Source organism: Paenibacillus alkaliterrae, from assembly GCF_021532375.1.
GTDB lineage: Bacteria > Bacillota > Bacilli > Paenibacillales > Paenibacillaceae > Pristimantibacillus > Pristimantibacillus alkaliterrae.
The window spans coordinates 1-13,231 of the sequence record NZ_JAKGAP010000055.1; the positions used below are offsets into that span (position 1 = coordinate 1).

At 42.8% G+C, this 13,231-nt stretch carries 15 protein-coding genes; 2 read left to right on the forward strand and 13 right to left on the reverse strand.

The genetic code is table 11. The features are described 5' to 3' along the window. The 3 genes from L1N85_RS19840 to L1N85_RS19850 all read right to left on the reverse strand — a co-directional run. The coding region (locus L1N85_RS19840) for a DNA methyltransferase (RefSeq protein ID WP_268818383.1) at positions 1 to 241 on the reverse strand (241 nt) is incomplete at its 3' end. Between the two features lies 1 nt (position 242). After that, positions 243 to 914 carry an ApaLI family restriction endonuclease gene (locus L1N85_RS19845; protein WP_235240786.1) on the reverse strand — a complete coding sequence of 224 codons (672 nt, stop codon included), beginning with the start codon at positions 912 to 914 and terminating at the stop codon, positions 243 to 245. An 893-nt stretch (positions 915 to 1,807) separates the two neighbouring features. Continuing rightward, complete coding sequence (locus tag L1N85_RS19850; RefSeq protein WP_235240807.1) at positions 1,808 to 2,371, reverse strand: site-specific integrase; 564 nt, start codon at positions 2,369 to 2,371, stop codon at positions 1,808 to 1,810. A gap of 616 nt (positions 2,372 to 2,987) precedes the next feature. Between L1N85_RS19850 and L1N85_RS19855 the strand changes: the two genes are divergently transcribed. After that, complete coding sequence (locus L1N85_RS19855; protein ID WP_235240787.1) at positions 2,988 to 3,668, forward strand: hypothetical protein; 681 nt, start codon at positions 2,988 to 2,990, stop codon at positions 3,666 to 3,668. 22 nt (positions 3,669 to 3,690) lie between these two features. On the opposite strand, the gene L1N85_RS27325 is transcribed toward L1N85_RS19855, so the two are convergent. Together L1N85_RS27325 and L1N85_RS19860 are read right to left on the reverse strand one after the other, a co-directional pair. Beyond that, positions 3,691 to 3,816, reverse strand: coding sequence for a hypothetical protein (locus tag L1N85_RS27325; protein WP_268818384.1), 126 nt, complete (start codon positions 3,814 to 3,816; stop codon positions 3,691 to 3,693). A 127-nt stretch (positions 3,817 to 3,943) separates the two neighbouring features. Next, positions 3,944 to 4,198 (reverse strand): hypothetical protein, encoded by a 255-nt coding sequence (locus L1N85_RS19860; protein WP_235240788.1) that lies wholly within the window; start codon positions 4,196 to 4,198, stop codon positions 3,944 to 3,946. A gap of 172 nt (positions 4,199 to 4,370) precedes the next feature. Here L1N85_RS19860 and L1N85_RS19865 point away from each other — a divergent pair, with 172 nt between their 5' ends. Beyond that, positions 4,371 to 4,610, forward strand: coding sequence for a hypothetical protein (locus L1N85_RS19865; RefSeq protein ID WP_235240789.1), 240 nt, complete (start codon positions 4,371 to 4,373; stop codon positions 4,608 to 4,610). A 108-nt stretch (positions 4,611 to 4,718) separates the two neighbouring features. Here the strand turns inward: L1N85_RS19865 and L1N85_RS19870 are convergent, their stop codons facing one another. The 8 genes from L1N85_RS19870 to L1N85_RS19900 all read right to left on the reverse strand — a co-directional run bounded on the left by L1N85_RS19870 (position 4,719) and on the right by L1N85_RS19900 (position 13,224). After that, positions 4,719 to 5,261, reverse strand: coding sequence for a hypothetical protein (locus L1N85_RS19870; protein WP_235240790.1), 543 nt, complete (start codon positions 5,259 to 5,261; stop codon positions 4,719 to 4,721). A gap of 191 nt (positions 5,262 to 5,452) precedes the next feature. Continuing rightward, positions 5,453 to 5,695 carry a hypothetical protein gene (locus L1N85_RS19875; RefSeq protein ID WP_235240791.1) on the reverse strand — a complete coding sequence of 81 codons (243 nt, stop codon included), beginning with the start codon at positions 5,693 to 5,695 and terminating at the stop codon, positions 5,453 to 5,455. A gap of 63 nt (positions 5,696 to 5,758) precedes the next feature. Continuing rightward, positions 5,759 to 6,106, reverse strand: coding sequence for a 3'-5' exonuclease (locus tag L1N85_RS27330; RefSeq protein WP_268818385.1), 348 nt, complete (start codon positions 6,104 to 6,106; stop codon positions 5,759 to 5,761). Then, positions 6,100 to 6,660, reverse strand: a complete 561-nt coding sequence (locus L1N85_RS27335) for an exonuclease domain-containing protein (protein ID WP_268818386.1) — start codon at positions 6,658 to 6,660, stop codon at positions 6,100 to 6,102. Before L1N85_RS27335 ends, L1N85_RS27330 begins: the two co-directional genes overlap by 7 nt. Positions 6,661 to 7,045: 385 nt before the next feature. Next, positions 7,046 to 7,465 carry a GntR family transcriptional regulator gene (locus tag L1N85_RS19885; protein ID WP_235240792.1) on the reverse strand — a complete coding sequence of 140 codons (420 nt, stop codon included), beginning with the start codon at positions 7,463 to 7,465 and terminating at the stop codon, positions 7,046 to 7,048. Between the two features lie 2 nt (positions 7,466 to 7,467). Further along, on the reverse strand, positions 7,468 to 7,809 hold the full coding sequence (locus L1N85_RS19890) for a hypothetical protein (protein ID WP_235240793.1): 342 nt from the start codon (positions 7,807 to 7,809) through the stop codon (positions 7,468 to 7,470). Between the two features lie 619 nt (positions 7,810 to 8,428). Continuing rightward, on the reverse strand, positions 8,429 to 9,727 hold the full coding sequence (locus tag L1N85_RS19895; protein WP_328285250.1) for a PDDEXK family nuclease: 1,299 nt from the start codon (positions 9,725 to 9,727) through the stop codon (positions 8,429 to 8,431). Between the two features lie 614 nt (positions 9,728 to 10,341). Then, a complete protein-coding gene (locus L1N85_RS19900) occupies positions 10,342 to 13,224 on the reverse strand; it encodes a DEAD/DEAH box helicase family protein (RefSeq protein ID WP_235240808.1) in 2,883 nt (960 codons plus the stop codon). Positions 13,225 to 13,231 lie beyond the last annotated feature (7 nt).

The window sequence follows — 13,231 nt, forward strand, 5'->3', positions numbered from 1 at the left end:
AAAAAATGCTTCCTGTTGATTTTAAGACTCTATGGCATTCCTCAAGACGTACTTTGATAAAATCTAGGTAGTCCTTTATGGAATCCCATGTATCCTCAAAACTAAATTCCTTAGTATTATCTCGTGTTTTTAGAATATGGGTTTTTTGCGTAAAAAACGGTGGGTCAAGGTAAATTAAATCAACAGATTCTGTTCCTAACCCTTTCATTTTTTCATAACAATCTCCCACTATGACTGACATGTCAAAGACCTCTTTCTTTCTGCTTTTTCTCTGCAATGTTAGTTAATATTTGTTTCAAATCCACATCTGTCGTACTTTTAATGTACTCCCATGCCGCGTCACCATAAATATACTCACCATTGACTCCTAGATATAGGGTCTCTAAAGTTTTTTGAATTTTAATTGCTTGCCCTCTATTAGGGTAATAAAACATAATTCTAATAGGCTTATATCCATGACCTTGAATTACTTTTACCCTTGTATGTTCTTTAGTTATGTGATCACCGTCTGTGGTAGCATCTCTCCACTTAATTTCATAAGCATTGTTTTCAACTAGACAGTCAATTTCAAATGTTCTTGGTCTACTTCCTAAAGTATTTTCAACTTTTTCTTTCTTTGCTTGAGGGAACTTATACTGGAAACATAATATAGCTGCTTCTTCCAAAAAAGAGCCTGCATATTTATAAAGAAACCGCCCCTTATTTTGATATAAATCAATTAAATTCCCTTCTTGGTCGGTTATTCCTAGAACCTGATAAATTAAGTAATGAGAGTTATCATCTCCCTGCATTTCTTCGACTCGCTCTACAGTCTTTGCATTTAAAGCCTCAGCATATTTAACAGCAAGTTCTTCTATTGTTTGAATTAGATTTTGCAAGAAAATTACCCCGTTCATATTAAATTTTTCAGCCATCTTATTGTATCACACCTTTTTCATAAAAGTGTGATGTATGCGTACAACGAAATTCTTATAAATGGTACGCGGAGAACAAGGATATAGTCCAGTACAAGCCAATGTGAGCCTTAAGGAGAAATACCAAGTGCCAACCTTTCAACGGAACATGACGCTGATTCTGTTAAGTAGTCAGCTTGTTTCGCTTGAATCAGCAGAAGAAATTCCCCTAATTGTTCCGATAATCACCTTTTGAGGAACCGTTTTAGTACTTGGCACTTCACTTCATGACAGCTTCGCTGGAACTGCCCTACGTTATTCTACCATATTCTAATATTGTCATTTCTGATTTTACAGAACACAAAACTGGTGTGTATTACGAAGCCGGATTCGCCAAAGGCTTGGGGCTTGAAGTAATTTGGACCGTTAGGGAAGATAACTTGGACCAGTGCCACTTTGATACGAAGCAAATGAACCACATCGTATGGAAAACACCTGAAAACGGGATTTGAACCGGTAACCGTTGATATGGTACCCCACAATCAGAATATCGTTGATCGAATCATCTTTGAGATTAAGCAAAGCCGCTTTTCACGAATTCGAGGCATCACGATTTCTTTAAATGGTAATAGAATTTCCTGATTGAACGACATTGCAATAAAGCACTGACTCGATTCCGGCTGCTTATTTTGCAATTCGTAGGCTAGATCAATCCCCTCTGGAGTCATTGTGAATCCCCAAGTTCCAAAGTTACCCGTGAATCTCTTTTTATCGAGATAGCCTCTCTACTAGAGTTTTCTCAGAAGCAAACCTTCAGATGACGATGATTCGCCTCATTTATGGTACGGTTCTCCGCGGTTAATGTTAAACGTAATATAATGACATGTTTATTGGACTTATTTTAAATACTATTTTTACAAAGAGAAGCTTTGCATAGCTTGGTCAATCATGTCGTCTGTAATTCCAATGTAACGAATAGTCACTGATTGGGATGAATGTCCAAAGATTTGTTGGAGGATAGCCAGATCCTTGTGCTTTTGATAAAAGTGATAACCAAATGTCTTTCTCATGCTATGGGTCCCTATCGAATCCTGAATGCCGGCATCCCGCGCGGCAGCATTAATAATATTCCAAGCTTGTACGCGGCTAATCGGCTTATCCCCGTTCCGAGAAGGAAACAAATAATCCGAATCCCCTAGTGTAAGGCAATACTTTTGGATTTCGTTTCTAAGTGTATCCGTCATCAAAATACGACGGGTGTTACCGGTCTTTTTCTCTCGTACCTTAAGATGTGTGGCTTCCTTCACCTCACATACTCGCAGAGGCAAAATGTCGCTGATCCTAAGGCCTGAATTAATCCCCATAAAAAACAAAAAATAGTCCCGGTAAGATCTATGTATGAGCAGTTCTTTGATCTGACGGATCTTCTCCCGGTCACGGATTGGCTGAACGGTATTTGCTCCTTGAGATGGTCTCAGGGGTAACCCTCCTCTCGCCCGAAATGTTTAGCTAAATTATACAATAGATTCAAAATGTTAAGTACAAATTTTTAATAGGTTCGAAAATAAATAAAAATGCTTACTGGAAGCCATCTTTACGGCTACTCGTAAGCATTTCTCCCATTTAACAGATTGTCATTTTGTTAATTTCAATCTTTAAAAGGTGATTCCGATCTGTGATAGCTGTATGAACTGCACCTGAACATAAAAAAAGGTTCCGGGGATGCTTTCCCACGGAACCTTTTTACAGTTGCTTTCGGATTTCTAACAAAAATTATTTATAACCCACTCATCCAGTCAGCTTAGTTGGGCACATAACTGGTAGCGCCACAATTTGACGGTTTTATATGCTAAGCATTAGGCGATACGTATTCGCTCATTCTTAACGACCTTAACGGACGTAACAAACCAATTTACGGTCATGGCTTAGAAAAGTGAAAAACTGCGACGCAAGCCCAAAACGTCTTTAGCGTATATTTTCCTTAAAATGTTGGCTGGACCCTGACTGAAAGCTCACCCCTAAGTGACGCTGGGTTAAGTAAAAAGGAATAATCACATAAAGGAAGAATTATTAGTTACGAGAGGAGTCGAATTAATGGAAAGTTTCATCGGTACAATAGTATTTATATTACCTGGTTTCATTATGTATTTTTGGATCCAAACATTTGGTATTAATTCAGTTATTAAGCACACGCCATTAGAGATGGGAACAATTTCTGCACTTTTGTGGTTGCCCGTATCTGCTTCGACATTAGGTTTATATAACTTGTTTGGTACGCTTGGCAGTCAAACAGCAATTTGGACTTTAGAGGGATTGAAAGAAAAATCTTCGAGCATCATTTTCTTAACTATATTTATTGTACTTAGCATATTCGTCAGTTTTCCATTAAGTTTTTTCTATGTAAAACTCATATTTCCATATCAAAGGAATCTTATAAATAAAATTCGTTCAAATAGAGGGGTTGCATCTTATTCTGACATGCCTTCTGTATGGGATGAAGTTTTTGGGAAAGATGAAGTTCAAATTGTAAGCATTTCAAAAATTGACAAGCAAACAGAATGTATAATAGGCGAAATTCAAAAGGCACCTCGACCATTCGAACCTGAGAAAGCATTTTATTTGAGACATGTCGAACTATTTACTAAGCTTGTGACGGATCATAAAATACCAGTTACTAATGTATTTGTCGATACCAAATCTGGATCATGTATAAAAATATACGACAAAACAGCTCTTAGTATTGCAATGAAAAAAGACAACGCACCAGAAGAGTGAGGTTGTCTTTTTTCTCGATAAACTACTTTTTTGGTTTGATTGTTGGAGTGCTTACCATTGATGGCTTTTCGACCGAGCCACCTATCATGGATGGTTTTTCAATGGATTTTTGTTCACCGCCTGTATTATTAGCTGGACGTTTTTCCATGTATTCATTTCCTTTCCTATTATGTGAAAAGTTTATATTCGACATGATTAAGAAATTTCCCGTCATCATTAATAGGAAATAACGAATCACTAACCTATGCGATCAGTAGGTTTTTTTGTTTATTCATTTAATCAATAAATCCAATTTTTTTCTCATTTACTTGTGGATTTTCAACGACAAATACGCTTTCTACATAACTCCAACTGACTAGGACGTGATATGTAACAAACTCTACAATCGGTGGTAGAATTTCATTTCCGTCATCATCCTTATAAATTGTTGTTTCCTGAAACCCTTCAACCCACATTCCTAAATTATCAACTGCGATAAGTTTATTACGAATTAATGAATCATTTCGATCCGACTCGTAGAATAACTTCATAGTTCTATCGTTTCTTTCCTGACTCATTGAGACTGAAAGTTACATGATGCCCTATGTAATTTGATAAGTACAAATAAATCCCTCCATCATCATATGATAACTGAGTAAAAATTCGCTTAAAGGAGGGAAATTCCTCTTTTATGGCGAATTGTGTCAGAAAGGAGTGCAACTAATGAACGAATTTCTTGATGTTTTAACTGAACAAACAATTACACTAATTGTAATCTGTGTCGTCGGTTTTCTGATCGCCCGCCAATTTCTACTGTGGTATTGGAAAGTTAACCACATGGCCAGCAAACTCGAAAGTATAGAGGAACTTTTGCAAGAAATCTCATCAAAGCTTCCTGACAATACATTTGAGCCTCCAACAGATAGTACAGATATAGATAATAAGATTGATCAGGCATCATAGGCCATAAAGGGGTCACCTCACGAAACGGAAAAAATCGTACGCTAAGCAATTCATTACATGAAAAAACCGGACCCTTGCAACTCAATTTCAATTGAATCAATTTTATTATTAGATTGAGGCAATCATCCCGTGATGATGCAATGCTCTCAAAGCTTCTAATGTCCAGATGCTTTTCCATGTCCTGCTGGATTCCTCGTCTTGAACTGACCAGTTAAGGATGAAATTTCCTTCATCAGATTGCGTTTTTATTTCATTTTCTAAACTTCTAAGAACATGGTCCTTTATCGAATCAAATATTGGACCTATAGGGGCATGGGCGAAGAAAAAGGGTTTTGCACTATAAGTTGTCGCCCATTTTATTTGATCTGTCTCAATAATTTCAAATATGTCGGCATTAATTCGATTTATTATTTCTGTCTTAAATGGCTCATCGATTCGAGCAGCCAAACGAAGAATACAAAGAGCTTCTAAAAAATAATATTGTGGATATGGTTTGTTGGAAATTCGAATCGATGACAATGCTCTTTCGGTTACGGTTTCGAGAAACCCGATTGGAACCAATTCTCGATATTCATATAAGTAACCAACCAATTCCGCACCAGGGTTATTATTCCAGTCGCTGAAGTCTCGTTGTGCCTCGGATGCCAACAATTTAGGGAATGGTCATATGATTTTACGATGTAGTTGATTCCCTTCTGAATGATCTCCTCGTTAGAAGTTGGCCCAGTACCAGCGAAGGTGTAACCAAGTGCCAACCCTTTAAATCACACAAATATAGATCAAATTTGTGCCTTATGTGTTGTTTAAAGCTAGAAAATATTTTCTGTAACTGGCGTATTTGCTTACTTCCCTTTCGGGGAAAGGCTTCTCGGGTTTCTCTCAATCACACATAATGCCATTAAGTGTGATTCAAAAGGCACTTGGCACTTCATGACAGCTTCGCTGGGATTACCCCCAATACGCAGCTCCACATCGCAATGATCAACCTTTACCTCGTTTTCCTCGTTTCTTCCTAAATACGCTCCGAGATAGGGAAAGGAAAAACGATAGATGCCGCCATGAAAATAGATACTCTCTTCTTTCATATAAACTCTCCTTTTCGACTTTATATCTTTAAGGGATGCCTTCAATATATATCGGCTCACTAATCATTGTTTGTTTGGCTCCGCGATTTTTCGCAGTAACCGTACTGTCAGTACGCAATCGCCTGCAGCACGATGGGGCAAATATTCATAAATGCCCTCTCTATGTACCGCCTCCTGCAAACTGATCCACGTGAAATCCTGATGGTAGTCATTATAAGACTTGGCATATCGAGCGTATGTTTCCATCACGCATTCGCTGTCCAGCCTTCCAGCGGGAAGCTTGTGCCGCCGACAAGCCTGGTACACCATCCGTCCATCGAAGCCCGCATTGTACAGAAGAACTTTGCAGTTTGATAAAAACTTCCGGACTTCCGGCCATACGACTTCCCAACCAGGAGCGGCCGCTACCATATCATCAGTAATGCCGTGAACATGGGTCGCATGCTCAGGTTCGGTATAGTCGGCTTCACAAGAGACTGATAGAGAAGTTTTCCATCGAGACCAACGACAGCAATCTCCACAATCTCGTCATTATCATCCAATCCGGTCGCTTCTACGTCAACCACGACAACCGATTCACTTCGGGAAACCCATGAACGAATACGTCTCTCGGCGTCCTCACTTACTTCATGGAGCCACCGATCATGCCTGCAGAACTGACAAATTCCCGAAGATAGCCGTTTCGAAAATAAATGCCCGCAGCTCGTACAGGTTCTCGCAGCGTTCAGGACAGTTCTTGCTTTGTCGAGCGCGGCGATCTGCTGTGGAGTTGCAGCCTTCCTTGGAATGGCTTCCTGCTCATTATAAAGGTTAACAAGGAGATTTCGGCTCCGCAGATGAATTGTGCCACGAACAGGACCCGGATTTAAACCCTTTTCCTTTAAGGCCGTTTTGCTCAACAACCCCTCCGGAACATCCTCCCACCTCTTATACCTTATCGGTTCGGTCTCCATCTCCACGCTCATCGCCTCCATTTATGGCAACGGCAGCGACCGACGTATTCGACCGATCGCACCCGGCAAATTCTCCCTCAAATATACCATTTTCATGGAAATACATATTGGATTTTGCCGAGGAAATAACCTTTGTTACAGGATCGTTGCCTTCCTTCCAGGACAATCGATAGCATCAATTGCTCTAATGTACCTACACCCGAACAAAAGCGGCAGTTTGCATCTGGAGATTGAAGCTCCTCGCAGACAGGGCAAACAATTGTATCAAAACAATCAGGGTTTAGGCTTAAATAGGCACTTTGTTCCTGCAATCCATCCCACCCCGTTTAAATCATTGACAAGCCGGCACGCTCTCACTTGTATATAGATTAATAATATAATATACAACAATAGCAGCCTATCGATTCTCTCTTTCTTGTCTTTTTGCCTCAAGTGCTGTTTCAAAGAGAATCCTCATTTCTTCTGTTGAACATCCGTTGAGAAAAGCCAATTCGACCGATTCGGTGAATGCTTGTTGGAGTATGCTCAGTCGTTTCGCTTTAATCTGATCGAGGCCGGCCGTCACGTAGGTTCCGCTTCCTGGCACAGATCGGACGAATCCTTCTCGCCCCAGGTCTTGATAGACGCGCTTGCTCGTGATGAGACTACAGCCATAATGATCCGATAGTTCTCGAAACGATGGGAGCAGGGCATCCTTCAAAAATTCCCCGTTGATGATACGGTGCGTTATGATATCTTTAATCTGCTGATATAGGGGAAGACCATCCTTACCCCTGGACGGCATCATCATTGGATCCAAGCGTGCAGTGTTTCTCATGATTACTCCTTCGTTTTAGCACCAAAAGTACGCTCAGCCCATTCTTCCAGCGTCATGCCGTGTCTCTCTTGGAATTCTTCGGACTCATCTTCCGAATCGAAAACGAGAAGAACATTGTCCGCTTCCTCATCGACTGGCTTCCCCGTCGGTGTCTTTCCATAGTTATATTCGTTCGGCACGGCGTGAAGAAGCCGTACATAGTCACCGGATTTGTTACAAGCGGCAGCTATCGCCGTATTGTCGATTCGCTCTGGAGTCAGGGCTCCGAAGATCGCGCAATGCGTCATATCTGCATTCAACTTGTCGCAAATTCGGCAGGTCGGGTGAATCTTGGCTTTTGCCATAATGACCATTCCTCCTCTGCTGTTTGAAATCATCATAATACGGAATTCCTAATTCACAAAATAGTTTTTGAAAATTCTTTTCTGCAGGTCGGGTTAGATGTTACTTTCGACTGTTGAAACCGTTCCTTCCGCTTCTGCTCCTAAAATTGAGTAGTTAAGTGGATCCTCCTCCTCTAAAACACAGTCGAAATGTTAATCGGATTCTATAATCCAGTATACAAGCCTTTTGTAAAGCAACCAATTTTTCTGTAAACTTGACAAATGTTCAAGCGGGAAAAGGCAGCCGATAATACTGGTTGCCTTTTATGATTGTTATTGAGCGATAGTTTCCCCGCACTAGTCGAGTGCGGCGCCAAACTCCGTGATCTTCTCCTGGATCCGTTAGAACCTAACACTACATTTGCATCGCGTTTTCCATCATTCGGATATACGAAATTCGGCTTGCTCGAAAAGTCTATAAAAATATAACCAAAAAAAGAAGACCCCAGGATCCGGAACCTTTGTTGCTTGATAATGGCCGTCCACCAACATTTTAACCAAAATATACGCTAAGGACGTTAGGTGCAGAAAAAGGTAAAATCCAAGTTCACGACTCACCTCAAAATAAAGATCCGACCGCCTATATTACAAGACGCCCGGATCTCAGATCTGAAATCGCTTGTTGGAGGAACCCCTCAATATTCCATAGCTCCCAGTATGGAATGATGATCAGAGGAATTGCTTTTGCCTTGCAGTATTCGGACTTTATTGTATCGTTCCGTTTCCTCTCTTCGTGACCAACGACCCCACCGAAAGCTTTTACAATCTCATAATGCTGCCTACCATGAAACTCGATTGCACCAATGAGCTTGTCATGGTCAAACAGTGCAAAGTCAAACGGTAAAGGACGAGTATAACGACAATCCTCAAACCTATACTGCCGAATGAAACTAATTTGATGCCGAGACAGAAAATCAGTTATCTGTTTCTCTCCCTTTGACTCCCTGCAGTAAGGGCACCTATTTCCATTTCTGAATTCATCTAACGTGGTCTTAAATTTGAAACCACAGGTGACGTGACGCATCAGTATTTTTGTTTTTGAATTCATGTACTCCCCTAGAACCTCAAAAGCATCACCTTCGCACTCAAAAACAAATTTCTTGAAATCATCAGTTGTCCATTTAATATTACCAGCACATAAAGGGCATCCATATCCCGCCAAAAAGTTATCAGGTGATGCCGCGTACTCATGACCGCAAATACTATGTTTCAACTCGATCTTAGTGCGATTATTGATGTACTCCCCAAGAACCGTATATTCGTCACCATACTTTTCCTTTACGGATTGCTTAAACTGATCGGTAGTCTTTCTTATATTTCCATAGCAATAAGGACACCTTTTTCCTCCGAGAAAATCATTTGGAGTGATTTGGTACTCATTTCCACAAAGATTGTGCTTAACGGGTAGCTTGATAGCCGCAGTCTTATAGCTACCCCTAAAAGTGTACTCGTCCCCAACTAACTCCAATACCTGCCGTTTGAATTGCTCATCTGTCTTCTTATGAGCTTCGAAACAATTCGGGCAACGAGTCCCACTCAAAAAGTGGGCTGGAGTTACCTTATAAATATGATTGCACTTCGAATGCTGAATCTCTACCTTAGTGCCGTTTGAGATATAGTCAGTGAGAACGACATATTCATCACCTATTAGCTGAAACACTTCGGCAAGGAATTGTTCATGGGTCTTTCTGCGGCTATCTATAAAACATTTCCTGCACCTTGTGCCGCCAATGAACAGCGAAGGCAGGATCGAGATTTCAGAGTTACATTTGTTATGCCTTATGAGTATCTTGGTTCTCGCGCCATCATAAGTGCCAAGGACAGTGTACTCATCTCTAACTAGATCAAAAACCTTTTGCTTAAAAATTTCCGTGGTCATCTTTGCCACTGTTTTCACCCTGCTTATTACATCAATAGTAGTTTGTCCTACTTACTACATTGGGTCCCACCGGCCTACTCTAAGCGACCGTTAAACATCATTAGGGGTAATCAGCAAGCCAGAAATCAGGCTAGTTATTTCCGCTAAGGTCAACATGAACAGCAGAAATGCATGTCCGCTAATGCTAAGCGATAAAACGGTCAAAATGTTGACTCTACCCTGACTCTACCCCATAATAAAGTTGATTAAAAATATATTGTTTGAGCTAGAAAAACCCGCCTGATTAAAGGGCGGGTTTAAAATATAGTTGTAGAATATTTGATTTAAAAATAAAAAAACTAGTAAGCCGCTCGTAGTCCGAACAACCATCACTAGCCGTTTTGTGATCAATTTAGGCTGCTTGTAGACCAAACAACCCTCAACCACAAACTGATTGTATCACTTTATGGGGGATATAGCAACCATCTAATGAAATACCTAGACCATCTGGCAGAAGAATCAAATATCTTTATTATTAAAATTACCGCGAACCTGTATCCGCCTTGCGGCTCAATCGGTAAATTCATGGATATTGCCTCCACAATCAAAAGGGCGGCTTTCGCCGCCCCTGATCATTAGAAATTAAATGCGAATTGGCCGTCGGAGACATTGTAGACCTTTTTTGTCTTGGTCTTCGCCATCTTCCCCTCAACCAGCAGCTCCAATCCCTTCCACTCTGTGCTTGCCGCTGCCTTTGGCCGTTCGGTAGCCGGCTTATTGGTCATGTTGAACACCCACCGTCTGAATTCCGCTGGTTCAGAAGGAACCTCTGTCGGATCCCACTGCAAAGCGAACTCCCCAAGCAAGGATTCTTGAACGACGGTCAGTCCGGGGTACCCCTTCATCACGTTTTGTTCTACAAATAAAATTTGCTGTTCAACACGTGTGAAGAGATCCGCAGGAACTTCCTCCGCCGCCCATGCCAAGATCGCATCCTGCAGCGAGTCGGCATAGATTGACCGGATTAGAGAGACAGGCTCGTCCGACGTCTTCGACGCGGTTGCCATGTTCCAAATATCCAAACCGTCCTCTTCCTCCTGATGGGTCTCGACCGGTGCAGATACCACCATGGCCAATTTCGAAGCGTCGATCGTCATCTTGCCCCAAATGGACTCGGCGCTCTCGACCCCTGCGATATTGTTGCCGACAAACCGTTTAGCAAGCTCAGTTGCAAGACTGCCGCCGGAACCCTCGGTAAGCGCAGCGAGGCCTTCCTGACTGAATTGACCTTCAAGAGCAAGCGCGGCGTTCATTTTCGCCGCCATGAGATTGATTGCAAGCTCCTGCATCGTATTTTTGTAGCCGGAATATACCGTCTCGCAAAGATTCTTTTGCCCAATTCGCCAGTGACGCCGACTTGCTTGCCGAACGATCGAAAGCCGGTAACCCGTTTGATAAAAGAACAAGGATGGAAACCCGTAAAGGTCCAGTCCCGTAGATACGAGGATGGGATTCGTGAGCAATACCTGAATGCCCTCTTTCTCCCGCTTCGCGATCCATTCTTCCCGTTCGGGCCCGTTAACTTCTGATTCCAAAACGGCCGTTTTGATTCCACGTTCCTCCAATAGCATCTGCAAACGCTGCAGTGTTCCCAATTTCCCTGTAAACGTGGCATATACACCAACTTTACGCCCGGCTTTGAGCCGCTCCCGCACATATTTGATCAACTGCAGCTCCTTTGGGTATAAAAGCCGGTCGCTTAATCGATAACTGGGAGAGACGATTTCTTTACCGGTGTCCGGGTGGTAGACGCCTTCAAAATTGAACGGCACGTCCGGATAGCTGAGGGTCGTGCTGAGCAGACTGCCAAGTAATACCGACTGGCCGCCGCCGCGCAATTCCTCTTCTACCGCTTTCCGGAGTAAGCCCTCGACTGCGGACAGATTTCGTTCCAGGTACCATGAGGGCGCAAGCAGGCGCATAGCCTTATGCAATCTCCTCTTTCGACCCGGCCTGCGTTCGATTTTCGTTACGCAGGAGATAAACCGTCGTTCGCCGTGGAGGGAGACGTTCATCGGACCTTCCTGGAGATCTGGCAGAACTTCGAACATATCACCCATCTGGATAAAGCATGCTACATCGCTCAGCATATCCGTAAATAGCTGCGGCGCCGCGGCCGGCATTTCCTTCGTGTTAACACGTTTCGAAGATCCATTACTAGAACTGTTCAGGCTATTGTCATCATTCCGAATTTTTGTCACTTTCTCCCGAACGCCATAAAGATCAATCCATTTGCCGACCTCGCCCCACTGGAATCCCATTTCTCGCAATCTTCCTGGAAACATGCGAAATATGAGCTCAAAAAGATTTGAGGCGTACCCATTCATGAGCGTTCCCGTCATGGCGATGGAATGCTTTGCGCATAACATCAGAACGTGGAAAGCGTGAGCTTGGGCGCTGCCACCAGTCAATTCGTGGCATTCATCTCCTATCGCTAAATCGAACTTGTGCTTGAAATAACGCTTGAACAAGTCCGCAGGCGATACTTTTCGTGCAGCTGGACCAATTACCTTCCTTGGCTGCCCGGAAAAACTACTCTTATCCTTGTTCTTGGCTTGCCAGAGCGGGGCCCCGCACTCGCGAAACTCATCCTTTTCCGGATCCGCATTCTTATAGAGACGTACGAGGCTCGAGCAAAACAGATTGTTCTTTTTTCGCGTTGGCTTTCCATGCTTATTGAAAAAGTCCTCATATTCCATAGGAACCATGCTGCCTTCTTCTTCCTTCATCAGTTGACCGCCGCAGTCTGGACAAACCCATCCTTTGAATGCGGTCCGCGGGTACTCCACGACTTTATCTCCTTGGTAGACCCGCTTCTTATAGCTACGATGAACCCACTTGGCAACCGGCTCGAAAATGTAGCCGAGCTTCGCGGTATCCCTTGCGATGATATAAACTTCCATTTTCTTCGCCTTTGTGTTCATCTTGCCACTATCGCGGAGACGGATCACGTCCTCATAACCATTTATAAATTCGACCTCGAACAAATTCTTGTCAAGCAAAATGCCAACTTCCCGCTTCGTCTTTTTGATCAGATGGTTGGGTACCATGTAAATCACACGGCCCTTCCCCCCGAGCTTCGATTTCAGCAGGGCAAAAAACGTGGCAATGGACATGCTCGTCTTTCCCGTTCCCGGTTCGCCAATCAAAAAGAGCCGGCGATTCCGCTCAAAGCCCTTCAAAAGCGCAGTAACCACATGCGCCTGAGCATTGAAGAGGGGACGCTTGATCTCGCTAAGAAGAGCAAGCGTGTCCTCGGTTCCAGGATGGTGGACAGGCTTATATTCATCGTTTAACCGACGAATCAAGTCTCCACCAAAAAGATTGAGGTAATCTCCGATATTCTCCAAATCGCCCAGCGACGGCATCACAGCTACCGATGCTTCCGTAGCGGCCGTATCTTGATCGAATTCTCCGATTGCTAATTGCGCGCCGTTCGTCATATCAATAGTCCCCATAGTCAAT